The following is a 20,802-nucleotide window of genomic DNA, read 5'->3' as shown; positions in this document are numbered from 1 at the left end:
TGCCCCGGCATCTGGGGCGAAAGCCGCAGGGCCGCGACCCGAAGTGCAAGATCGACGCGGTGCTGGGGCGGGGCCGTCGGTCAGAGACGGATGCCGAGGAGGGCGTCCACCGTGTCGGCGAATAGGGCGGGGGCGTCCGCGTCGTCGGCGACGCCGGCGAGGGCCTGGGTGGCCCACTCGTCGGCGACCGCGAGGGCACCCGGGGTGTCCAGGTCGTCGGCGAGACGGGCGCGTACCCCGGCCAGGAGCGCGGCCCCGGACGGCCCGGCGGGGACCGCGGCGGCCCGGCGCCAGCGCGCCAGGCGCTCCTGCGCGGCGGTCAGCAGGTCGTCCGTCCAGGACCGGTCGGCGCGGTAGTGGCCGCTGATCAGGGCCAGCCGGACCGCCATCGGGTCGACCCTGTCGGCCCGCAGCCGGGACACGAAGACCAGGTTGCCCTTGGACTTCGACATCTTCTCGCCGTCCAGGCCGATCATGCCGGCGTGCACGTAGTGGTCGGCGAACGGCGCCTGGCCGGTGAGCCGTTCGGCGTGCGCCGCGGAGCACTCGTGGTGCGGGAAGAGCAGGTCGTTGCCGCCGCCCTGCACGTCGATCCGGTCACCGAGCAGGTTCAGCGCGATCACCGCGCACTCGATGTGCCAGCCGGGGCGGCCGGCGCCCAGGTCGCCGCCGGGCCAGGACGGCTCGCCCTCCCGGGCGCCCCGCCACAGCAGCGGGTCGAGCGGGTCCCGCTTGCCGGCCCGGTCCGGGTCGCCGCCGCGCTCGGGGAAGATCTCCAGCATCTGCTCGCGGGTCAGGTTCGACTCGTAACCGAACCGGGGGGCGGCGCTGACGTCGAAGTAGACGTCGCCGGTGCCGTCTTCCAGCCGGTACGCGGCGCCGTCCTTGAGCAGCACGAGGACCTTCTCGGCGATGTCCGGAATCGACTCGACCGCGCCGACGTAGTGCGCCGGCGGAATGATCCGCAGCGCCTCCATGTCCTCCCGGAACAGCGCCGTCTCCCGCATCGCCAGGACCTTCCAGTCCTCGCCGTCGCGGTTGGCGCGCTCCAGCAGCGGATCGTCGATGTCGGTGACGTTCTGCACGTACCGCACGGTCACCCCGGCGTCCCGCCACATCCGCTGCACCAGGTCGAACGTGATCATGGTGGCGGCGTGCCCCAGGTGGGTGGCGTCGTACGGGGTGATGCCGCAGACGTACATCGAGCCGGTGTCGGCGGGTTGGCTGACCTCGACGCCCTGCCGCGCCGAGTCGTACAAGTTCAGTGGCACGCCCTCGCCCGGCAGCCGTGGCACCTCGTGTCCCGCCCAAGACTCCATGACCGTCAGCCTAACGAGCCGCCCAGGCGCCCGAGGCCGCCCCGGGGGTGATCATCGCGACAACGGCTCACATGGGCGGCCAGGGCATCGCCGGCCACTCCTCCGGCGGCAGCGGGAACCGCCCGGTCTCCCGCAGCCGGTCGACGCGGCCGGCCAACTCGGCGACCTCGCTGATCGTCAGATGCTCAACCAGCTCTTCGCCGAGCGGCCCGGCGACCTGACCGGCCAGCGTGTCGAGCATCTCCACCGCGTCCGGCGGCAACTGCCCGCCGGCCCAGCCCCACAGCACCGTGCGCAGCTTCTCCTCGACATGGAAACACACCCCGTGGTCCACGCCGTAGATCCGGTCCTCCAGCCCGACCAGCACGTGGCCGCCCTTACGGTCGGCGTTGTTGAGCACCGCGTCGAGGACGGCGAGGCGGGCCAACCGGGGGTCGTCGGCGTGCGCCAGGGCGTACGCGACGCCGTCGTCGTCGCGGGCCGCGGCGACCGGGAACCAACGCGGCGGCACGGCGTCCGCGGGCACAAACCCGACCAGTGGCTCGGCGGGCTCCGGCTCGTCGATCCACAGCTGGCAGGAGCCCGGACCGAACGGGCCGTCCCGCAGCACCGTCGGCGGCACGAGATCCCAACCGGTGGCCCGGGAGACCAGGTAGGCGGCGACCTCGCGGCCGGCGAGCGTGCCGTCCGGGAAGTCCCAGAGCGGGCGCTCGCCGCGCACCGGCTTGTAGACGCAGCGGGCCGTCAGGCCGTCCAGGGTGAGGATGCCGCGCAGGGTGGTGTTGGAGGCGTCGACCAGCCGCCCCTCCAGGTCGAGCTCACCCTCGGTGAGCAGCCGCAGTGTCGCGACGCCGTCCTGTCGGGGCTGGAGTTCCGACGAGGTCACCGGTGATAACCGTTGTGGCGCGGGCAGAGGTGGCCGGCCGGGTCCAGCGGCTGACCGCAGAGGGGGCAGGGCGGACGGCCGGCGTTGACCACGCGGCGGGCCCGCTCGATGAACTCGCGGGTCGCCTCGGGGGTCAGCCGCACCCGGAGCCGGTCGAGGTCCTCGTCCGGCTCCTCCGGCTCCTCGTCGGAGTCCTCGTCGTCCTCCACGTCGCCCAGCTCGACCTCGGCCTCCGCCTCACCGACGGCGATCGCCTCGATCACCACGGTGGCGGTGTCCACGTCGAAGGCCAGGCCCAGGGTGCCGACCCGGAACTCCTCGTCGACCGGGGTGTCCAGCGGGTCGTTGTCGCCGACGGCCGCCGGCGCCTCCGGCAGCTCCACGCCGAAGCGGCGCTGCGCCTCGGAGAGCAGCTCCTCGAGCTTCTCGGCGAGCAGGGACACCTGGACCTTCTCCAGCGCGACGCTGACCAGCCGGCCACCGCCACGCGCCTGGAGGAAGAACGTGCGCTCCCCCGGCGGGCCGACGGTCCCGGCGACGAACCGCTCGGGCGGCTCGAAGGCGTGCACCTGGTGGGTCATACCCACGACCCTATCCGGCGGGTGGAGGCGTCGCGCACCGCACCGAGGGTGGTTCCGCCCAGGGCGAAACGCCGGAAGCGGCGCGGCGTTGTCCCGGGCGTGGCGGCGCGGCTCACCGGGCCGCCCCCGCGCCACCGCCCACCGCGGCGTCCGAGTCGACCGCCCTGGTGGCCCGCCGACGCCGCTTAGGCGGCGGCGGAACCAGCGCGGCCAGGTCCCCACCGGTGTCGTTGAGCCGGACCAGGAACGGGCGCAACGGCGTGTACCGGATCGCCGTCACCGACGCCGGGTCCGCCACGATCCGCTGGAAAAGATCCAGATGTACGCCCAGCGCGTCCGCCACGATGGCCTTGATCACATCACCGTGGCTGCACGCCAACCAGACCGCCTCCGGCCCGTGCTCGGCGCTGATCCGGGCGTCCCAGGACCGCACCGCCGCGACCGCCCGCGCTGACATCGCGGCCATCGACTCCCCCTCCGGGAAGACGGCGGCGCTCGGGTGCTGCTGCACCACCGGCCAGAGCGGCTCCTTGGCCAGCTTCTTCAGCGGCTGCCCCTCCCAACTGCCGTACCCGCACTCGATCAGCCCCTCCTCCACCACCGGCTCCGCCTCCGGCAGGGCCAGATCGAGGGTCTGCCGGCAGCGGATCAGCGGGCTGGTCACCACCGCCGCGAGGGGAAGGCCGCGCAGCCGCTCCCCGACCGCCGTGGCCTGGACGCGACCCGTCTCGTCCAGCTCCACCGGCTGCCGGCCGGCCAGGCCGCCGTCGGCGTTCGCGGTGGTCCGGCCGTGTCGCAGAAGGAGAAGGGTCGCCACGGTCACCACCCTAGGGCGTCCGGCCCGGGTGCGCCGTTGCGGTCGCTTTCGCGCCGCCGCGCCCTCGGTGTTGACCGCTTCTTTCGACCGTGGCTGCTTCGGGTGTGCCCGCACCGTCCGTTCCGGTGACGCGGGCAGGCCGCCGCCGCGTGACCACGGTCTGGCTCAGTCCGCCGTCCCGATCCGCTGGAACGCGCGGGCCAACTCGAGCAGGTCGAAGCCCTCGAAGTGATCCAGGAACCGCCGCCGCACGCTGGCCAGATGACTCGGCCAGGACTCCTCCAACCGGGCGAAACCGGCGTCGGTCAGGACGGCGTTCCAGCCGCGCGCGTCCTCCTCGCACTTGACCCGCTCGACCAGGCCCGCCGTCTCCAGCCGGACGATGGTGCGGGTCATGCCGCTGAGCGAGAGCTGGCACGCCCCCGCGAGTTCGCTCATCCGCAGGTGCTGCCCGGGCGCCTCCGACAGGTGCATCAGGGCCGTGTATTCGGTAAGGGGCAGTTGACCGTCCCCCACCATGTCGGCGTCGATCGTGCGGGGCAGGACATACATCACCCGACCGAGGGAGCGGACCAGCAACTCCTCCTCGGGGCTGAGGGGTTGCAGGGGTTCTCGGGACGTCCGGGACATGCCAGTCATTCTAGTTGCTTGACCCAACAATCTTCACTCTGCGCTTCGGATGCGCCCGCGGGAACCGGGCCGGCGAGCTGCGGCCAGCCCACCCGGTTCCGGGCCGTCGCTCAGGCCAGCAGCTCGCGGACGCGCGGGATGACCCGGGTGCCGTAGAGCTCGATGGCGGTCAGGAGTGCTCCGTGCGAGAGGCCGCCCATGCCGTACTTCAGCTCGAAGCGGTTCGCGCCGAGGACGGTGAGGTTCGCCGCGATTTTCTGGGCCACGGTCTCGGGCGACCCGACGTAGAGCGACCCGTGCGGCCCGACCTCGTACAGGAAGGACTCCTTGGTCGGCACGGCGAATCCGCGTGTCCTGGCGACGCGGCGGATGACCTCCTGGTAGTGCGGCCAGAACTCCGCGCGGGCCTGCTCGTCGGTGGCGGCGACATGGCCGGGTGAGTGCACTCCGACCGGCCGTGGGGCTTGCCCGAGCTGCGCCAGAGCCCGATGGAAGAGCTGGGAGAAGGGTGCGAAGCGCGCCGAGGACCCACCGATGATCGCGAGCATCAGCGCATACCCGTACCGCGCGGCGCGGACGACCGACTGGGGGTTGCCACCGACGCCGATCCACGCCGGAAAGGGTCCGGACTCGGTGTGCGGCACGACATCCTGGTTGTGCAGCGGGGCACGCATCTTGCCTTCCCAGGTGACCGGCCCGCCCTTGAGCAGCTCGGCGAAGAGCTGGGCCTTCTCTTCGAAGAGCTGCTCGTAGTCGGTGAGGTCGTAGCCGAAGAGCGGGAAGGAGTCGATGCTCGATCCTCGACCGAGGATGACCTCCGCACGCCCGCCGGAGACCGCGTCGAGCGTCGAGTAGCGCTGGAACACCCTTACCGGATCGTCGGAGCTCAACACCGTGACCGCCGACCCGAGGCGGATCCGGTTCGTTCGTGCGGCGATCGCGCCGAGCACCACGTCGGCTGCCGAGAGCGGGAAGTCGTCGGTGTGGTGTTCACCGATCCCGAAGAAGTCCACGCCGACCTGGTCGGCGAGGACGCCCTGCTCGACGAGGTTCCTGATCGTCTGGGCGTGGGAGAGGGGGCGGCCGTCCTCGTCATGGGTGACGTCGCCGAAGGTGTCCAGGCCGAGCACGAGTGGGAACGTTCCGGATGTGCCCGCGCCCGAAGGTGCTGTCGTCACGATGGATCTCTTTCCTGGTTGGGGAACGGATGGTGCGGTACGGTTCCGGCGGCCAGGGCCGTCTCGAACTCGGCACGGCGCAGCGACACTCCGAAGACAGGGCCGCCGGGTTGAAGGAGGCGTCCGGCGCTCAGGCTGTCGAGCCGGACGACGTCGTAGCCGATGCCCTCGATGACCTCCGCCACGACCTTCACGGCGCCGGGATCGTCCCCCGCGACGCCGAGCGCGCGGCGTTGCGGCGAACCAGCCGGACGGCGGTCGTCCTCGAGTTCGTGGTAGCCGATGTGGTTGAGGGTCTTGACGACCGTCGACCGGGCCAGTCGGCGCTGGACGATCTCGCTGCTGCCGTACCGGCGATCGTCGAACATCCTCTGGACGCCGTCGGTTGGCGGCCAGTAGTTCATCGTGTCGACGACGTGCTTGCCGGCCACCAGGGCGGGGTCGAGGGTCGCGAACCTGTGCAGCGGTATCGCCAGCACCACGACCTCGGCGTCCGCGACGGCATCCACCGCCCATCGCGGCTCGGCTCCCGGAGCCAGCACCTGGGTGATGAGGGCGATCTTCTCGGGGTCGCCGGAGGCCGCGATCGACACGGGATAGCCGGCGGCGACCGCGACCCGCGCGATCACCGGACCGGTGTGTCCCGCACCGAGCACGGCGATCCGCGGCAGCCCTGGCGTGGACGAAGGGTTGGCCGTCATGGCCGGGTCACCTCAGCGGGGGTGGTCGGTTCGGGATGGAGATGACGCTGCAGCGTCCGTAGCACGTCGGCGAGCGCCGCGAACTGCTCGGGCGTCAGGGCGTCGGCGAAGTGCCGCTTGATGGCCCTCATGTGGGGTGCGGTCGCACCCGAGAACATGCGTGCCCCGTCATCGGTCAGGAAGACCTCGGAACCGCGGCTGTCGGTGGCGCAGTCGCGCCGACGGATGAGACCGCGTCGCTCCATGCGGCGAAGGTGATGGGAGAGCCGGCTCCGCTCCCAGCCGATGGTCGCCGCCAGCTCCGACGACCGCAGCCGCCGCCCCGCTGCCTCACTGAGCGCGAGAAGCACGTGGTAGTCGGCCGGGGAGAGATCCGACTCCCGCACCAGCTGCGCCCCCAGGATCCGCCCGAGCTCGGTCGTGGTGTCGATCAGCATCCGCCAGACCGCGAGTTCACTGCTCGTCATCCGCCGCCGGGACGGACTGGCGACGGAGAGGCCGTCGTCACTCATGTCGGTCACCTCATTTCCTTGACCGGTCAAGCTTAGCCAATATGATTGACGCGTCAATGTTTGATGCGTCAATCACAGTGCCGAGGAGTTGGCGATGATGAGCAAGCGTGGTGGACACCCGGTCGTGGTCGGTGTCGACAGCTTCGGGGACATGACCCTGGGCGGCGACGGCAAGCTGCTCAGCCAGCCGCAGAACATCCGCGAGCTGGTCGCGGAGGGGGTCCTCGCGGAGGAGTCGGGGCTGGACTTCTTCGGGCTGGGCGAGCACCACATCGCCGAAATGCCGCTGTCCGCACCCGACATGGTGCTGGCCGCCATCGCCGCCCGGACCTCCCGCATCCACCTGGGGTCCGCGGTCACGGTCCTGAGTTCGGACGACCCGGTGCGCGTGTTCCAGCGGTACGCGACCCTCGACGCGCTCTCGTCCGGCCGCGCCGAGGTGATCCTCGGCCGCGGCTCCAGCATCGAGTCGTTCCCGCTGTTCGGCTTCGACCTCGCCGACTACGACCGCCTGTTCGAGGAGAAACTCGAACTCTTCGCCCGACTGCGCACGGAGCAAACCGTCACCTGGTCGGGAACCACGCGCGCCGCCCTGCCGGGACTTCAGGTCTATCCGCGCACCGCCAGCGGGGCGCTACCGACCTGGGTGGGCGTCGGCGGGAACCCGGCATCCGTCGTGCGCGCGGCCCGGCACGGGTTCTCGCTGATGCTCGCGATCATCGGCGGCAACCCCGCCCGTTTCGCCCGGCTCTCCGAGCTCTATCGGGCGGCAACCGGGCAGGCGGGCATCGCGCCCCTGCCGATCGGGGTGCACTCGCCCGGGCACGTCGCGGCCACCGACGAACAGGCGAAGGAGGAGTACTGGCCGACCTATGAGACGTTCATGCTCGACGCCCGCCGGCAGCGCGGGTTCCCGGAGATCACCCGCGAGTACTTCGAACACGAGGTCGAGTACGGCTCCCTCTACGTCGGCTCGCCCGAGACCGTCGCCCGGCGCATTGTCCGGACCATGACCGCCCTCGACGCCAGCCGCTTCGACCTCAAGTACGGCATGGGTCCGATGCCGCACGCCGTCCTCATGGAGAACATCCGTCTCTTCGGCACCGAGGTCGCACCCAGGGTGCGCGAACAACTCGCTCAGCGGTAGCGGCCGACCAGATGACCGAAGGTGTCCGAGTCCTGCCCCTGGGGTAACGCCCGAGCCGGCCGCTGTGAGGTCCACGCCTGGTTGTCCGATTTGTGGGTGTGACCGGTGGCATCCCAGGGCCGGAATCCTGGCCGGGCCGGGGTCGTTACATATCGCGTACGACCGAGTACCTGGCCCCCTCGACCGGGCCGGACGGTCCCCGGGAATGATGGTGGGCCGCCGGTCGTTACACATGGTCCCGGCGCCGCGAAGAGGCCCCGCCCCGCGGTCGGACCGGGCAGAGACTTTCCCCCTTGTGCTTTTGAGCGCCTGACGGTGCTTGCGTCTGCCGCTGACCCCCGTCGGTGGTGTGACGCCAACCCCCGAATGGAGCTTCATCATGAACACGATCATGCGGAAGAGCATTCTCGGTATCGCTGGTCTGGCCTTCACCGGCGGCGTGTTCGCCGGCCCGGTCGCCGCCCACGCGGCCACCCCGGTTGATGGCAAGCCGGTCGCGGTGGCGGTGCAGGCCGACAAGCCGGGCGTCGACAAGGCGAAGCTGATCCCGCACGGTGTGCAGGGCGCCCAGTCGAAGATCACCCTGAACGACGAGCAGACCGGCAACGCGAAGGCGATCATCGCCGCGACGAAGAAGGCCGGTCTGCCGGAGCGGGCCGCGGTCATCTCGATCGCCACGTCCCTGCAGGAGTCGAAGTTGGAGAACCTGGGTCACCTGGGTGACGCCAACGACCACGACTCGCTGGGCCTGTTCCAGCAGCGCCCGTCCAGTGGTTGGGGTACGCCGGAGCAGATCACCAACCCCGAGTACTCGACCCTGGCCTTCGAGAAGGGCCTCAAGCAGGTCGACGGCTGGCAGGACATGCCGCTGACCGAGGCCGCCCAGACGGTGCAGGTGTCGGCGTACCCGGACGCCTACGCCCAGTGGGAGCAGCAGGCCGCCGACCTCGTCGCCGCCAACTGGAACAGCTGACCCAACCGAAGACACGCGATACGCCGCTGGCCGGCACCCGAAGAACGGGGTGCCGGCCAGCGGCGTTTCCACGTACCCAAACAAAACCGCGACGGTCGGGCGGACCGGGACCAAGGTCGGGGCTGGGGGCGACCGTCCCCGGCGCAGGGATCAAGCCTGACCGCCCGAAGCCGGGCACGGTCGCCCCCAGCCCCCAACCGCAACCAGAAACTCAGGTAGCGCTGATCGTCCCGGTGAGGAGCAGGGACAGGACCAGCGTCCCCAGCGCCACTCGGTAGAGCACGAAGACGTAGAGGGTGTGGTGGGCGACGTAGCGCAACAGCCAGGCGATCGCCGCGTAGCCGATGGCGAAGGCGATCACCGTCGCGACGATCATCTGTGCGACGCTCGGTGCGGCAGTGCCCGGCGCGGAGGGCTCGAAGACGTCCGGGATGCTGAACACCCCCGAGATCACCACCGCCGGGATGGCCAGCAGGAACGAGTACCGGGCCGCCGCCTCCCGGGTCAGGCTGAGCAGCAGGCCGAAGGTGAGCGTGCCGCCGGAGCGGGACACGCCGGGGATCAGCGCCATGGCCTGGGCGAAGCCCATCACGACGCCGTCGCGGAGCCGGAAGTTCTCCAGGGTGCGGGTCTGCCGCCCCCAGTATTCGGCGAAGGCGAGCACGAACGCGAAGAAGATCAGCGTGAAGGAGATCAGCCACAGGTTGCGGCCGGCGGTGCGGATCTGGTCCTTGAACAGGAACCCGAACAGGCCGATCGGGATGGTGCCGACGATGACGTACCAGCCCATCCGGTAGTCGAGGCTGGCGCGGACCGAGTGGTCCCGGATGCCCAGCAGCCAGGTCCGGACGATCCGCCAGATGTCCTTCGCGAAGTAGATCAGCACGGCCGACTCGGTGCCCAGCTGGGTCACTGCGGTGAAGGACGCGCCCGCGTCCCGCCCGAAGAAGATGGCCGAGGTGATGCGCAGGTGGCCGGAGGAGCTGACCGGCAGGAATTCCGTGAGCCCCTGGACGATGCCCAGGACGATGGCTTCGACCCAGGTCACTCGCCGACTCCAGAAAGGTCCAGGGCCTCGGCGACGGTACGCAGGGTCTGCACACCGCTGTCCCGGTCGGCGACGAAGAGGGTCACCGACAGGGTGGTGACGCCGGCGGCGGCGTACTCCCGCATCCGCTCGGCGATGCGCTCCTTCGGGCCGAGCAGCGAGGTGCGGTCGATGAACTCCATCGGGATCGCGGCGGCGGCGTCCCGCTGCCGCTTGGCCAGGTAGAGGTCCTGCACCTCGCGGGCGGCGTCGCCGTAGCCCATCCGGGTGGCGAGCTGGTTGTAGAAGTTCTGCTGCCGGCTGCCCATGCCGCCGACGTAGAGGGCGGCGTACCAGCGGACCAGCTCGGCGCAGGTGGCGACGTCGTCGCCGACCACGACCGGGACCGACGGGACCACGTCGAAGCCGGTCAGGTCCTTGCCGACCTTCGCCCGGCCGGCCCGCACGGAGGCGAGCTGCTCCTCGGCGAACTCGGGAGCGTAGAAGACGGCCAGCCAGCCGTCGGCGATCTCACCGGCGAGTTCGAGGTTCTTCGGGCCGACGGCGGCGAGGTAGATCGGGATGTGCTCGCGGGGCGGGTGGAAGCCCAGCCGCAGCGCCTTGCCGGGGCCGTCGGGCAGCGGCAGGGTGTAGTGCTCGCCGTCGTACGCGACCTCCTTGCGGGCGACCGCCAGCTTGACGATGTCGACGTACTCGCGGGTGCGGGCCAGGGGCTTGGCGAAGCGGACCCCGTGCCAGCCCTCGGAGACCTGCGGGCCGGAGACGCCGAGGCCGAGCCGGAACCGGCCGCCGGAGAGCGCGTCGATGGTGGCCGCCGTCATCGCGGTCATCGCCGGGGTCCGGGCGGGGATCTGCATCACCGCGGCGCCCACGTCGATCCGCTGGGTCTGGCCGGCCATCCAGGCCAGCATGCTGGGCGAGTCGGAGCCGTAGGCCTCCGCCGCCCACACCACCGAGTAGCCGAGCCGGTCCGCCTCCTGGGCAAGCGCCAGGTGATCGGCCGGCGTGCTCCACGCCGTCTGGTATCCGAGGCTGAGCCCGAGTCGCACTGGTCCTCCCACCGTCCGCACCACAGGTCGCATCAGGTTACGCAATGCGGCTGGGAGCGGTGATCACCGGCTCACCACGATCGCGTCACATCGACCGGGAGGCCGAGCAGGAACTTGACTCCAGGCGAGGATATCCGTGACGCCGGGTTCGAAATAAGGTTCACCCATGCAACAGCGACCGCTCGGCCGAAGCGGGCTGGCGGTTTCGCGGCTCGCGCTCGGCACCATGACCTGGGGACGGGACACCGACGCCGACGACGCGGCCGCCCAGCTGAAGAGCTACCTCGACGCGGGCGGCAACCTCGTCGACACCGCCGACGTGTACGCCGACGGCGACGCCGAATCGGTCATCGGCTCCCTGCTGGGCAGCCTGGTGCCCCGGGAGGACCTGCTGATCGCCACCAAGGCCGGGCTGCGCCCGGGCAGCGGCCGCCGCCGGGACGGCTCGCGCGGGCACCTGCTGCGCACCCTGGACGCGTCGCTGCGCCGGCTCGGCACCGACCATGTGGATCTCTGGCAGGTGCACGGGTACGACCCGGACACCCCGCTGGAGGAGACCCTGTCCGCGCTGGACCACGCGGTGTCCAGCGGGAAGGCCCGCTACGTCGGGGTGTCGAACTTCTCCGGCTGGCAGACCGCGCGGGCCGCCGCCTGGCAGGCCGCGTGGCCGGGACGGGCGCCGGTGGTGGCCGCCCAGGTGGAGTATTCGCTGCTGGAGCGGGGTGTGGAGCGGGAGGTGCTGCCGGCCTGCGAGGCGATGGGGTTGGGGGTGCTGCCCTGGTCGCCGCTGGGCCGGGGGGTGCTCACCGGCAAGTACCGGCACGGCCGGCCGGCGGACTCCCGCGCCGCGTCGCCGCATTTCGAGCGGTTCGTCGCCACCTACCTGGAGCCGCGCTGCTCCAGCATCGTGGAGGCGGTGGCCACGGCCGCCGGCGGGCTGGGCGTCTCCCCGCTGGAGGTGGCGCTGGCCTGGATCCGGGACCGGCCGGGGGTGACCGCCCCGATCCTCGGCGCCCGCACGGTCGGCCAGCTGCTCGGCGCGCTCCAGGTGGAGCGGATGACGCTGCCGGAGGAGATCGTCACCGCGCTCGACGACGTCGCCGCGGTCCCGGTCGGCTACCCGGAACGCGACGGCTGAGGTCGGGCCGGGCCGTCCGGCGGGAGGCGACGTGGATCACCGTCAGGGGGTGGCGAACCACCGCCTGGCTGGGCAGCATGGAACGCATGGACTACGAATACGCGCCGCTGCGGTTGCCGCCGAATGTCGACCGGGTGACCGCCACGGCGCAGCTGGCGATCCAGGCGGAGTTCTCCGGATGGGAGTTGGCCCGGGTGCGGCTGTTCCGGGACGGTACGCGGCAGGTGATGTTGCGCCGTCGGCGGATCAACCAGCCGCAGCCGGGCCTGTCGTACTAGCACCGCGGCGGGCAGCGGTGTTCTACGCGCGGTAAGCCCGGCCGGGGCCGGGCAGCGCGCCCCCCGGCGTCGCGTACGTCGCCAGGAGGCACACGCCTGTCAGGCCGTACGCCGTCACCTCCTGGCGGAGCGCGGCTGGCCACGTACCGCGGTGATCGTCAAGCCGTTCTGGACGCCGGGCCGGCGCGGTCTCGACTGAGCCGGCGTGCCTCGACACCCGGCCGGCCCGGGGCGCGGGCCGTGCGGTCCGCGCCCCGGGGGCGGCACGGCCTAGTGGGCGTGGTCGTGCTCCTCGTCCAGTTCCAGGAACGGGTGCTCGTCGAGCCGGCCCACGAGGCGGTCGTCGGCGGCCGGCTGGAACGGGCCCACCGGGTCGTCGTCGTCGAAGGACTCAAGGTCGACCGGGGTGCCGACCTCGCTGACCATCACCACCCCGTCGAGCGGTTCGAGCTCCGGGACGTCCAGCGCGCTGAGGGAGCCGTCGCCGCTCTGCAGCAGCTCCAGCACCGCCTCGCCGACACCCTCGACGGGGGCCGGCTCGTCCTCCTCCGGGGTGCCCTCCCGGCGAGCCGCCTCGGCCACCCGGATCAGGGCGGCCACGCTGGGCACCCGGTAGTCGCGGCGCTGCCGCACCGAGATCACCCGCGGGTGCGGGTCGGTCGCCTCGACACCCTCGGCGCCGCCGAAGCGCTGGTCGGCCTCGTCCGGGTCGATCGACTCCACGTCCCATGGGGTGACCTCGCCGTACGCGTCGAGCAGCTGCTCGTCGTAGGCGAACGAGGCGTTGTTCAACGCGACGTACGCCTGCCAGACGTCGTCGTCGTCGATCCGGCCCTCGGCGGCGCGGACGGCGGCCAGGTGGGCACGGGCCGCCGCGATCACGCGCTCGAGTGCGGCGTCCAGCTCACCGTGCTGGTCGGTCATGTGAGGCAGTCCCTTCGCGATGGGGGAGAATCCGCGTCGGCGGTGACGCCGCGGACACGGTTAGCAACTGCGGAGAAACCGGTCGAGAACCCGCACGCCGAACTGTAGCCCGTCCACCGGGACCCGCTCGTCGATGCCATGGAAGAGGCCGGAGAAATTGAGGTCGGCGGGCAGCCGCAGCGGCGCGAAACCGAAGCAGCGGATGCCGAGCTGGGAGAACGCCTTGGCGTCCGTGCCGCCGGAGAGCATGTACGGCACGGGGCGGGCACCCGGGTCCTCGGCGCGCAGCGCGGCGGACATCGCGTCGACCAGATCGCCGTCGAAGGTGGTCTCCAGGGCCGGCTGGCGCTGGATGTACTCGATGGCGATGTCCGGACCGATCAGCTCGCGCAGCTGCCGCTCCAGCAGCTCCGACTGTCCGGGCAGACTGCGGCAGTCGATGGTGGCGGTGGCCCGGCCGGGGATGACGTTGTCCTTGTAGCCGGCGGCCAGCCGGGTCGGGTTGGCGGTGTTGCGGATGGTCGCGCCGATGATGTTGGCGATCGGGCCGAGCTTGGCGATGGCGGTCTCCGGGTCGTCCGGGTCGATGTCGATGCCGAGAACGTCGGAGACCTCCTCCAGGAACGCCCGCACGGTGTCGGTCATCACCACCGGAAAGCGGTGCCGGCCGATCCGGGCGACCGCCTCGGCGAGCGCGATGACCGCGTTGTCGTCGTGCACCATCGAGCCGTGGCCGGGGCGGCCCTTGGCGTGCAGCCGCAGCCAGTCGATGCCCTTCTCGGCGGTCTCGATGAGGTAGAGCCGCTGAGACTCGTTGACCGAGTAGGAGAAGCCGCCCACCTCGCCGATCGCCTCGGTGCAGCCGTCGAAGAGGCCCCGGTGCCGCTGGGCGAGGAAGTGCGCGCCGTAGTCGCTGCCGGCCTCCTCGTCGGCGGTGAAGGCGAGCACGATGTCCCGCGCCGGGCGGACCCCGGCGCGCTGCCAGCCACGGACCACGGCGAGCACCATCGCGTCGAAGTCCTTCATGTCGATCGCGCCCCGGCCCCACAGGTAGCCGTCGCGGATCTCGCCGGAGAAGGGGTGGACCGACCATTCGTCCGGGTCGGCGGGCACCACGTCGAGGTGGCCGTGCACCAGCAGCGCGTCCCGGCCCGGGTCGGTGCCGGGGATCCGGGCGACCAGGTTGGCCCGGCCGGGCGCCGACTCGTGGAGCTCCGCGTCGACGCCGACCTCGGCCAGCTTCTCCGCCACGTACTCGGCGGCGCGCCGTTCACCGACGCTGGTGTCGTTGTCCCCGGTGTTGGTGGTGTCGATCCGCAGCAGGTCGCGGCAGAGGTCGACGACCTCGGCGGTGGGGTCGGGTCGGGCGGAAGCGGCGTCGCTCGTCATGGGCCCTTCATACCAGCCGGGGCGACCCGCCGGCGCGCCCCGCCCGGCCGGCCGCGGTTTCGCCGCGAGCGCGTCCGGGTACCGGCGCAGTCGTCCCCGCACCGCCCGCCGGGCCGCCGGGCCCCCGCCGTATCCCGCCGGCCACCAGTCGAGGAGGGCACCATGACCGTCCCCCTGCCCCCGCTGCCCCCCGCCGCCGACGACGCGTACCGGCCCGGCGGCCGCAGCCTGGCCGAGCTCGTCGACCGGGAGCACCGGCAGCTGGTCGGCCTGGCCGACCAGGCCACCGAGCCGGGCCTGGCCGCGGAGCGCCGTCGCGAGGTGGTCGACGTGCTCACCGCCGCGGTGTCCCGGCATCTCTCCGCCGAGGAGCAGTACCTCTTCCCCGCCGCCCGGGCCGCCGTGCCGGCGAGCGCCGACCTGGTCGACCGGGAGATCGAGGCCGACGCCGCGCTGCTCACCGCCCTGAAGGGACTGTCCGGGCCGGACGACCCGGCGCTGGCCGAGGTGGCCGACCGGGTACGCCGGCACGTCAGCCGGGTCGCCGCGCTGGTGACTCCGCTGCGCGGGGTGGCCACCGACGCCGAGCTGATCCGGCTGGGCAACCGTTGGCAGATCGCGGAGGAGGCGGCGCCGACCCGGCCGCACCCCGGTACCCCGGCCACCCCGCCCTGGAACAAGATCGTGGAACCGGCGGTGGGCGTGGTGGACAAGCTGCGGGACGCGGTGTCCGGCCGGCGTACCCAGCTGGCGGACCTGAAGCGGCGGCCGAAGGCCTGACCGGCGCCGGAAGGCATCGGGTAAGGCCAATGCCGTTCGACCCTTCCGTCCGTCGGTGCGTGGCCCTACGGTCACCGTATGAATCTGGAGCTGCGACACCTGCGGGTGGTCTGCGCGATCGCGGAGACGGGGAGCGTGACCAAGGCGGCCTCCACGCTCGGCCTGGCCCAGCCGGCCCTGACCGCCCAGCTCCAGCGCATCGAGCGGGCCCTGGGCGGGCCGCTGTTCGAGCGGGACCGCCGGGGTGCCCGCCCCACCGCCCTGGGCGAGCTGGTGCTGGCCCGGGCCCGGGTGCTGCTGCCGGCGATGAAGGGCCTGCAGGACGAGGCGGCGCGGCTGGCCGGGGCGGGTGACCCGCTGGGCCGGTACCGGTTCGGCGGGGTGAACAGCCCGATCCTCGGCCGGCTGGTGCACCGGCTGGCCGCCGAGCAGCCGCAGCTGCAGATCACCACGTACGCCTCCTGGTCGGGGGACGAGCTGGCCCAGCTCGTGGCCGGCGGGCGGCTGGACTTCGTGCTGACCGGGGTGTGCGGCGACTCGACCCCGTCGGCGGAGTTCGGGCTGAGCTGGCGGGAGGTCGCCGTGGACCCCGTCCTGGTGCTGCTGCCGCAGACCCACCCGATGGCCGACCGGGCGGAGGTGCGGCTGGCCGACCTGCGGCGGGAGCAGTGGGTGGCGGCGCCCGGCGACGGCTGCTTCGGCGACTGCTTCGCCGCCGCCTGCGCCCGCGCCGGCTTCACCCCGCGGAAGGTGTACGAGACGGACGTCCGCGGCTGCGTGGACCTGGTCGAGGCCGGCGAGGCGGTGGCGCTCTGCCAGGCCACCTTCCGCCCGGTCGCCGGGCTGGTCACCCGCCGGCTGGCCGGGACGCCGCTGCGCTGGCGGCTGCTGCTGGGCTGGCACCCGGACGCGCCGGCCGCCCGGGCCGCCGAGACGGTGCTGGAGACGGCGGTGGCCGCGTACACGGATTCGCTGGCGCCACACCCCGACTACCTGGCCTGGCTGCTGCGGCACCCGGACTTCGGCGCCCAGGCGCCGACGGCCGGGCCCGGCGGGGTGCGAACCGCCTGACGGCGGGTATCAGGGCAGCATGACCGATCTGTACCCCGCGGCCGACCAGCGGGAGCTGCTGCGCCAGGCGGCCGCCGCGCACTCCGCCGCCTCCCGGGACGTCGAGACCTTCCTGCGCCGGTTGCCCGACGTGCCGGAGCCGGCCGACATCACCGAGTACGCCAACCTGCTCACCCGGGAGGAGCGGGCCCGCCTCGACCGGCAGGCCGCCGCCGACGCGGCCGGCCTGCAACTGCCCAGCATGGAATCCGAGTAACCGCGCACGCGCGACGGCACCCGGGCCGCGTCCCGGGTGCCGTCGCGGTGTCGGCTCAGCGTTCGACCAGCACGTCGTGACCGAGGTCGAGCAGGGAGTGCCGCCACTCGTCGTCGGCGTTGCCCCGGCCCGGCTTCTCCGCCGTCAGGGACCGGATCCGGTCGATGGCGTCCCGCATCACCTCGATGTCCTCCGGGGTGAGGTCCACCTTCCGCTTGCTGAGCACGTGGAGGATCTGCCGGCCCGGTTCCGGCAGGTCCATGTCCGGGTTCGGGCCGAACGCCTCCTCGCCCGACCCCCGTGTGAGCAGCCACTGCCGCAGCTGCTCGGAGGGGACGTTCACCTCGGCGTGGAAGTCGTCCCAGAGCACCTCCACCTCGGGATCCAGCCGCTTCTCGCGTACCATCACGCCTCCTCTTCCGCCGGCGGCCCGGACGGCGCCGGCTCGCCCTCGTCGGTCCGCTGCTTCAGCCCCTCCGGCGGCACCTTGACCCGGGACGGGTTCGCCGTCGGGGGCGCGACAATCGGTTCGCTGCGCTCGGTGTCCTCCCGGGACTCCTCCGGTTCGGTCATCTCCGCCCTCCGGTTCATCGCGGGTGGGACGTCGTCGCCGCCGTGTAGTCGCCGGCGGTCACGTCGAAGGCGAGCTGCCCGTCGCGGGCGTCGACGGTGACCTTCTGGCCGGGCGAGATCTGGTTCTCCAGCAGCATCCGGGAGAGCCGGTTGTCGACCTCCCGCTGGATCACCCGGCGCAGCGGCCGGGCGCCGAACTCGGGCTGGTAACCGTGCTCGGCCAGCCAGTCGATCCCGGCGGTGGTGAACTCGACCTGGATGTCCTGGGCGTGCAGCCGGCGCCGGGTCTCCTCCAGCAGCAGCTCGGTGATCTGGCGCAGCTGCTCGGCCTCCAGCCGCTGGAAGATGATCACCTCGTCGATCCGGTTGATGAACTCGGGCCGGAAGTTCTCCTGCAGCCGGCGCATCAGCCGCTCCCGCAGCTCGGTGGCCTCCTGCTCGCCGCCGGGCTCGCCGGCCCCGAAGCCGACCGTACGCTGGGTGCCGGTGATCAGCTCCGAACCCAGGTTGCTCGTCATGATCAGAACGGTGTTCTTGAAGTTCACCGTCCGGCCCTGGCTGTCGGTGAGCCGGCCGTCGTCGAGCACCTGCAACAGGATGTTGAACACGTCCGGGTGGGCCTTCTCGATCTCGTCGAGCAGCACCACCGCGTACGGGCGGCGGCGCACCGCCTCGGTGAGCTGGCCTGCCTCCTCGTAGCCGACGTACCCGGGCGGGGCGCCGACCAGCCGGCTGACGGTGTGCCGTTCCTGGAACTCGCTCATGTCCACCCGGACCATCCGGTCCGCCTCGCCGAAGAGCGCCTCGGCCAGCGCGCGAGCCAGCTCCGTCTTGCCCACACCGGTCGGGCCGAGGAAGAGGAAGCTGCCCATCGGCCGGTCCGGGTCGGCCAGCCCGGTCCGCGAGCGGCGGACCGCCTCGGCGACGGCGCTGACCGCGGCGTCCTGACCGACCACCTTCTCGTGCAGGTACCCCTCCAGCCGCAGCAGCCGGTCGCGTTCCTCCTCGGTGAGCTGGTTGACCGGGATGCCGGTGGCCCGGGAGACCACCTCGGCGATCTCCTTCGGCCCGACCTCCGGCACCTGGTTGGGACCCTCGTCGCCGCGGGCGCGGCGGATCTGGTCCTCCAGTTCGGCGAGCCGGTCGCGCAGCTGGGACGCCCGCTCGTACTGCTCGTCGGCGACGGCCTGCTCCTTGTCCCGGCGCACCTCGTCGAGTTGCTGCTCCAGCTCCCGCACATCGGCGGCGGGGGTGCGGGTACGCAGCCGGACCCGGGCGCCGGCCTGGTCGATCAGGTCGATCGCCTTGTCGGGCAGGAACCGGTCCGTGACGTACCGGTCGGAGAGTTCGGCGGCGGCGACGAGCGCCTCGTCGGTGAAGCGGACCTGGTGGTGCGCCTCGTACCGGTCGCGCAGGCCGCGCAGGATGGCGACGGTGTCCTCGACGCTGGGCTCGGGGACCAGCACGGGCTGGAACCGGCGGGCCAGGGCGGCGTCCTTCTCGATGCTCTTGCGGTACTCGTCGAGGGTGGTCGCGCCGATCACCCTCAGCTCGCCGCGGGCCAGGGCCGGCTTGAGCATGTTGGACGCGTCCATGCCGCCCTCGCTGCCGGCGCCGCCCGCACCGACCAGGGTGTGGATCTCGTCCAGGAAGATGATCAGCTCGTCCCGGTGCGCCCGGATCTCGTCGATCACCTTCTTCAGCCGTTCCTCGAAGTCACCGCGGTAGCGGGTGCCGGCGACCAGGCCGGCCAGGTCGAGCTGCACCACCCGCTTGCCGATCAGGGTCTGCGGCACGTCGCCGTCGCAGATCCGCTCGGCCAGCCCTTCCACGATGGCGGTCTTGCCGACGCCGGCCTCACCGATCAGCACCGGGTTGTTCTTGGTCCGGCGGGACAGGATCTCCACCGCCTGCTCGATCTCGTCGGCCCGGCCGATGACCGGGTCGATCTGGTCCAGCCGGGCCAGCTCGGTGAGGTCCTGGCCGTACTGGTCCAGCGTCGGGGTGCCGCGGTCCGGCTTGGGGCCGCCCGACGGGCCGCGTTCCGCGCTGGCCGCCTGCAACGACTCCGGCTGGATCCGGCCGGCGGCGAGCATCCGGCCGGCCGGCGACTCCGGGTTGAGGGGCAGCGCCATCAGGATGTGCTCAGGGCCGATGTAGTTGGCGCCCATCGCCCGGGAGAGCTGGTGGGCGTCGAGCAGCGCCCGCTTGGCCGCCGGGGTGAGCGACAGGTTCGGTGGCACCTCGCCGCGGGGCGCGCCGTCGCCGCGGCCGCCGAGGGCGTTGACCAGGGCGTCCGGGTCGGCCCCGGCGCGGCGTACCAGGTCGCGCAGGGGTTCGCGTTGCAGCGCCGCCCAGAGCAGGTGGTCGGTGTCCAGGTCGTTGCTGTGCTTCTGGGCCGCCCGGCGGGCCGCGTCGGCCAGCATCTCCCGCGCGTCGGCGGTCATCAGCCGGGTGATGTCGACCCGGTGCGCCGGCCGGCGTCCCCCCTCGCTCCGGCCGAAGTAGCGGGCCAGGAATTCGTCCCACGGGTCGGAGCCGAAGTCGCCGGGTCCCATCATCTCTGTCCTCCGGAGTCGGGCGCGGCACGGTCGCCGAAGGCAACCCGTGGGCGCGGCGCGGTCGGCGGTGGCTACCCGGCGCTCGGCGCGACAAACGCCCCCGGGTGGCACGCTGGGGGCATGGAGACCGCTCCGCTGCTCATCGTCGACGGCGCCAACGTGGTCGGATCCCGCCCGAACGGCTGGTGGCGGGACCGGGCCGGGGCGGCGGCCCGGCTGCGCGACGCTCTCGTGCCGCTGACCGAGCGGGGTGTGCCGCCGGAGCTGCCCCCGCCGGTGGAGGTCGTGCTGGTGGTGGAGGGGGCGGCACGGGACGTCCCCGGCGTACCGGGGGTGCGCGTGGTCTCCGCGCCCGGATCGGGCGACGACACCATGGTCGAGCTGGTCGCGGCTGCGCCGGGCCGCCGCCGGGTGGTGGTCACGGCCGACCGTGAGCTGCGCGCCCGGGTGGGGGCGCTCGGGGCCGAGGTGTACGGCCCCCGCTGGCTCCGCCCGGACCCGGCCGACGGCTGACCGGCGCGCCGGTTCGCCACTGCACCCGGACGAGGGTGACCCGTGGACCGGACCGGGCGGACCGTCGACGGGACCGCGACCGGCCCGGCCGGCGGGCCTTTCCGCACGTCAACCGCCGAATCGGACAGCCGGGCAGGAACACCGCGAGGGCGGATTTTCGCTCACCTCCCGGGATGGGTTGTAATGGAGATCTCCCCGCCCCCAGGAGGTCCCCGTGGCGAGCGTCGCCGAGCTGAAGGCAGCCATCGATGTCGCCCTCCAGCAGATAGGTGACGGGCAGACAGCCGTGCAGGCGGCCGGCCAGAAGCTGGCCGAGGCGCAGCAGACCCTGGCCGGCGCGCTGGAGGGCAGCGGGCACGAGTCCGTCGAGGCCGCGCAGTCCTCGCTGACCCAGGCCAGCCAGGAGCTGGAGGAGTGCCTCGCCGCGACACTGGTGGCGGTCGAGCAGGCGCAGCTCTACGTGTCGACCCTCTAGGGC

At 72.4% G+C, this 20,802-nt stretch carries 24 protein-coding genes; 9 read left to right on the top strand and 15 right to left on the bottom strand.

Annotated elements, in window-relative coordinates; genetic code table 11:
• Positions 1 to 80: 80 nt before the first annotated feature.
• The 8 genes from mshC to OG799_RS07980 form a co-directional block, all read right to left on the bottom strand.
• Positions 81 to 1,319, bottom strand: coding sequence for a cysteine--1-D-myo-inosityl 2-amino-2-deoxy-alpha-D-glucopyranoside ligase (mshC, locus tag OG799_RS08015; protein ID WP_406044416.1), 1,239 nt, complete (start codon positions 1,317 to 1,319; stop codon positions 81 to 83).
• Between the two features lie 67 nt (positions 1,320 to 1,386).
• Positions 1,387 to 2,205 (bottom strand): SCO1664 family protein, encoded by an 819-nt coding sequence (locus tag OG799_RS08010; protein WP_406044415.1) that lies wholly within the window; start codon positions 2,203 to 2,205, stop codon positions 1,387 to 1,389.
• Positions 2,202 to 2,786, bottom strand: a complete 585-nt coding sequence (locus tag OG799_RS08005; protein WP_406044414.1) for a DUF3090 domain-containing protein — start codon at positions 2,784 to 2,786, stop codon at positions 2,202 to 2,204. The genes OG799_RS08010 and OG799_RS08005 overlap by 4 nt, the downstream gene beginning before the upstream one ends.
• Before the next feature lie 112 nt (positions 2,787 to 2,898).
• Complete coding sequence (locus OG799_RS08000) at positions 2,899 to 3,612, bottom strand: histidine phosphatase family protein (RefSeq protein WP_406044413.1); 714 nt, start codon at positions 3,610 to 3,612, stop codon at positions 2,899 to 2,901.
• Between the two features lie 156 nt (positions 3,613 to 3,768).
• Positions 3,769 to 4,233 carry a MarR family winged helix-turn-helix transcriptional regulator gene (locus tag OG799_RS07995; RefSeq protein ID WP_406044412.1) on the bottom strand — a complete coding sequence of 155 codons (465 nt, stop codon included), beginning with the start codon at positions 4,231 to 4,233 and terminating at the stop codon, positions 3,769 to 3,771.
• Between the two features lie 110 nt (positions 4,234 to 4,343).
• The gene (locus OG799_RS07990) at positions 4,344 to 5,363 is read right to left on the bottom strand and encodes an LLM class flavin-dependent oxidoreductase (protein ID WP_406044411.1); all 1,020 of its coding nucleotides are present in this window, start codon (positions 5,361 to 5,363) and stop codon (positions 4,344 to 4,346) included.
• A gap of 44 nt (positions 5,364 to 5,407) precedes the next feature.
• Positions 5,408 to 6,112, bottom strand: coding sequence for an NADPH-dependent F420 reductase (locus OG799_RS07985; RefSeq protein WP_406044410.1), 705 nt, complete (start codon positions 6,110 to 6,112; stop codon positions 5,408 to 5,410).
• Positions 6,109 to 6,624 carry a MarR family winged helix-turn-helix transcriptional regulator gene (locus tag OG799_RS07980; RefSeq protein WP_406044409.1) on the bottom strand — a complete coding sequence of 172 codons (516 nt, stop codon included), beginning with the start codon at positions 6,622 to 6,624 and terminating at the stop codon, positions 6,109 to 6,111. Before OG799_RS07980 ends, OG799_RS07985 begins: the two co-directional genes overlap by 4 nt.
• Before the next feature lie 94 nt (positions 6,625 to 6,718).
• Here OG799_RS07980 and OG799_RS07975 point away from each other — a divergent pair, with 94 nt between their 5' ends.
• Positions 6,719 to 7,771, top strand: a complete 1,053-nt coding sequence (locus OG799_RS07975) for an LLM class flavin-dependent oxidoreductase (RefSeq protein ID WP_406044408.1) — start codon at positions 6,719 to 6,721, stop codon at positions 7,769 to 7,771.
• Positions 7,772 to 8,150: 379 nt separating this feature from the next.
• Positions 8,151 to 8,744: a hypothetical protein gene (locus OG799_RS07970; RefSeq protein ID WP_406044407.1), complete on the top strand. Its 594-nt coding sequence runs from the start codon at positions 8,151 to 8,153 to the stop codon at positions 8,742 to 8,744.
• 211 nt (positions 8,745 to 8,955) lie between these two features.
• Here OG799_RS07970 and OG799_RS07965 read toward each other — a convergent pair whose 3' ends face one another.
• Positions 8,956 to 9,792: an undecaprenyl-diphosphate phosphatase gene (locus OG799_RS07965; RefSeq protein ID WP_406044406.1), complete on the bottom strand. Its 837-nt coding sequence runs from the start codon at positions 9,790 to 9,792 to the stop codon at positions 8,956 to 8,958.
• Positions 9,789 to 10,841, bottom strand: coding sequence for an LLM class F420-dependent oxidoreductase (locus OG799_RS07960; RefSeq protein ID WP_406046235.1), 1,053 nt, complete (start codon positions 10,839 to 10,841; stop codon positions 9,789 to 9,791). Before OG799_RS07960 ends, OG799_RS07965 begins: the two co-directional genes overlap by 4 nt.
• 166 nt (positions 10,842 to 11,007) lie before the next feature.
• Between OG799_RS07960 and OG799_RS07955 the strand changes: the two genes are divergently transcribed.
• Positions 11,008 to 11,979, top strand: a complete 972-nt coding sequence (locus tag OG799_RS07955) for an aldo/keto reductase (protein ID WP_406044405.1) — start codon at positions 11,008 to 11,010, stop codon at positions 11,977 to 11,979.
• An 86-nt stretch (positions 11,980 to 12,065) separates the two neighbouring features.
• Positions 12,066 to 12,257 carry a DUF5703 family protein gene (locus tag OG799_RS07950; RefSeq protein ID WP_406044404.1) on the top strand — a complete coding sequence of 64 codons (192 nt, stop codon included), beginning with the start codon at positions 12,066 to 12,068 and terminating at the stop codon, positions 12,255 to 12,257.
• A 270-nt stretch (positions 12,258 to 12,527) separates the two neighbouring features.
• Here OG799_RS07950 and OG799_RS07945 read toward each other — a convergent pair whose 3' ends face one another.
• Both OG799_RS07945 and OG799_RS07940 read right to left on the bottom strand, forming a co-directional pair.
• Positions 12,528 to 13,181, bottom strand: coding sequence for a hypothetical protein (locus OG799_RS07945; protein WP_406044403.1), 654 nt, complete (start codon positions 13,179 to 13,181; stop codon positions 12,528 to 12,530).
• A 60-nt stretch (positions 13,182 to 13,241) separates the two neighbouring features.
• A complete protein-coding gene (locus OG799_RS07940) occupies positions 13,242 to 14,570 on the bottom strand; it encodes a M20/M25/M40 family metallo-hydrolase (RefSeq protein ID WP_406044402.1) in 1,329 nt (442 codons plus the stop codon).
• 162 nt (positions 14,571 to 14,732) lie between these two features.
• On the opposite strand from OG799_RS07940, the gene OG799_RS07935 reads away from it, so the two are divergent.
• The 3 genes from OG799_RS07935 (at position 14,733) to OG799_RS07925 (ending at position 16,677) form a co-directional block, all read left to right on the top strand.
• Positions 14,733 to 15,350, top strand: coding sequence for a hemerythrin domain-containing protein (locus tag OG799_RS07935; RefSeq protein ID WP_406044401.1), 618 nt, complete (start codon positions 14,733 to 14,735; stop codon positions 15,348 to 15,350).
• Between the two features lie 78 nt (positions 15,351 to 15,428).
• On the top strand, positions 15,429 to 16,421 hold the full coding sequence (locus OG799_RS07930; RefSeq protein ID WP_406044400.1) for a LysR family transcriptional regulator: 993 nt from the start codon (positions 15,429 to 15,431) through the stop codon (positions 16,419 to 16,421).
• A 19-nt stretch (positions 16,422 to 16,440) separates the two neighbouring features.
• On the top strand, positions 16,441 to 16,677 hold the full coding sequence (locus OG799_RS07925) for a hypothetical protein (protein ID WP_406044399.1): 237 nt from the start codon (positions 16,441 to 16,443) through the stop codon (positions 16,675 to 16,677).
• Between the two features lie 55 nt (positions 16,678 to 16,732).
• Here OG799_RS07925 and OG799_RS07920 read toward each other — a convergent pair whose 3' ends face one another.
• The 3 genes from OG799_RS07920 to OG799_RS07910 are packed head-to-tail and all read right to left on the bottom strand — an operon-like array spanning position 16,733 to position 19,811.
• Complete coding sequence (locus OG799_RS07920) at positions 16,733 to 17,083, bottom strand: DUF3140 domain-containing protein (RefSeq protein WP_406044398.1); 351 nt, start codon at positions 17,081 to 17,083, stop codon at positions 16,733 to 16,735.
• A complete protein-coding gene (locus OG799_RS07915; RefSeq protein WP_406044397.1) occupies positions 17,083 to 17,250 on the bottom strand; it encodes a hypothetical protein in 168 nt (55 codons plus the stop codon). The genes OG799_RS07920 and OG799_RS07915 overlap by 1 nt, the downstream gene beginning before the upstream one ends.
• A 14-nt stretch (positions 17,251 to 17,264) precedes the next feature.
• Positions 17,265 to 19,811 carry an ATP-dependent Clp protease ATP-binding subunit gene (locus OG799_RS07910; protein WP_406044396.1) on the bottom strand — a complete coding sequence of 849 codons (2,547 nt, stop codon included), beginning with the start codon at positions 19,809 to 19,811 and terminating at the stop codon, positions 17,265 to 17,267.
• Positions 19,812 to 19,931: 120 nt separating this feature from the next.
• On the opposite strand from OG799_RS07910, the gene OG799_RS07905 reads away from it, so the two are divergent.
• Positions 19,932 to 20,324: a hypothetical protein gene (locus OG799_RS07905; RefSeq protein ID WP_406044395.1), complete on the top strand. Its 393-nt coding sequence runs from the start codon at positions 19,932 to 19,934 to the stop codon at positions 20,322 to 20,324.
• A 214-nt stretch (positions 20,325 to 20,538) separates the two neighbouring features.
• Entirely contained in the window at positions 20,539 to 20,799 is a 261-nt protein-coding gene (locus OG799_RS07900) for a hypothetical protein (RefSeq protein WP_406044394.1), read from the top strand.
• Positions 20,800 to 20,802: the final 3 nt, after the last annotated feature.

Source organism: Micromonospora sp. NBC_00898 (genome assembly GCF_045207895.1).
GTDB lineage: Bacteria > Actinomycetota > Actinomycetes > Mycobacteriales > Micromonosporaceae > Micromonospora.
Note: the sequence above shows the minus strand (reverse complement) of the source record. Positions and strands in the feature narration are given on the sequence as shown.

Excerpts from the sequence above, each read along its gene's own strand:
- mshC (WP_406044416.1), bottom strand. The coding sequence starts at position 1,319 with ATGGAGTCTTGGGCGGGACACGAGGTGCCACGGCTGCCGGGCGAGGGC.
- OG799_RS08005 (WP_406044414.1), bottom strand. The coding sequence starts at position 2,786 with ATGACCCACCAGGTGCACGCCTTCGAGCCGCCCGAGCGGTTCGTCGCC.
- OG799_RS07995 (WP_406044412.1), bottom strand. The coding sequence starts at position 4,233 with ATGTCCCGGACGTCCCGAGAACCCCTGCAACCCCTCAGCCCCGAGGAG.
- OG799_RS07985 (WP_406044410.1), bottom strand. The coding sequence starts at position 6,112 with ATGACGGCCAACCCTTCGTCCACGCCAGGGCTGCCGCGGATCGCCGTG.
- OG799_RS07980 (WP_406044409.1), bottom strand. The coding sequence starts at position 6,624 with ATGAGTGACGACGGCCTCTCCGTCGCCAGTCCGTCCCGGCGGCGGATG.
- OG799_RS07975 (WP_406044408.1), top strand. The coding sequence starts at position 6,719 with ATGATGAGCAAGCGTGGTGGACACCCGGTCGTGGTCGGTGTCGACAGC.
- OG799_RS07970 (WP_406044407.1), top strand. The coding sequence starts at position 8,151 with ATGAACACGATCATGCGGAAGAGCATTCTCGGTATCGCTGGTCTGGCC.
- OG799_RS07955 (WP_406044405.1), top strand. The coding sequence starts at position 11,008 with ATGCAACAGCGACCGCTCGGCCGAAGCGGGCTGGCGGTTTCGCGGCTC.
- OG799_RS07950 (WP_406044404.1), top strand. The coding sequence starts at position 12,066 with ATGGACTACGAATACGCGCCGCTGCGGTTGCCGCCGAATGTCGACCGG.
- OG799_RS07945 (WP_406044403.1), bottom strand. The coding sequence starts at position 13,181 with ATGACCGACCAGCACGGTGAGCTGGACGCCGCACTCGAGCGCGTGATC.
- OG799_RS07940 (WP_406044402.1), bottom strand. The coding sequence starts at position 14,570 with ATGACGAGCGACGCCGCTTCCGCCCGACCCGACCCCACCGCCGAGGTC.
- OG799_RS07935 (WP_406044401.1), top strand. The coding sequence starts at position 14,733 with ATGACCGTCCCCCTGCCCCCGCTGCCCCCCGCCGCCGACGACGCGTAC.
- OG799_RS07930 (WP_406044400.1), top strand. The coding sequence starts at position 15,429 with ATGAATCTGGAGCTGCGACACCTGCGGGTGGTCTGCGCGATCGCGGAG.
- OG799_RS07925 (WP_406044399.1), top strand. The coding sequence starts at position 16,441 with ATGACCGATCTGTACCCCGCGGCCGACCAGCGGGAGCTGCTGCGCCAG.
- OG799_RS07920 (WP_406044398.1), bottom strand. The coding sequence starts at position 17,083 with ATGGTACGCGAGAAGCGGCTGGATCCCGAGGTGGAGGTGCTCTGGGAC.
- OG799_RS07915 (WP_406044397.1), bottom strand. The coding sequence starts at position 17,250 with ATGACCGAACCGGAGGAGTCCCGGGAGGACACCGAGCGCAGCGAACCG.
- OG799_RS07910 (WP_406044396.1), bottom strand. The coding sequence starts at position 19,811 with ATGATGGGACCCGGCGACTTCGGCTCCGACCCGTGGGACGAATTCCTG.
- OG799_RS07905 (WP_406044395.1), top strand. The coding sequence starts at position 19,932 with ATGGAGACCGCTCCGCTGCTCATCGTCGACGGCGCCAACGTGGTCGGA.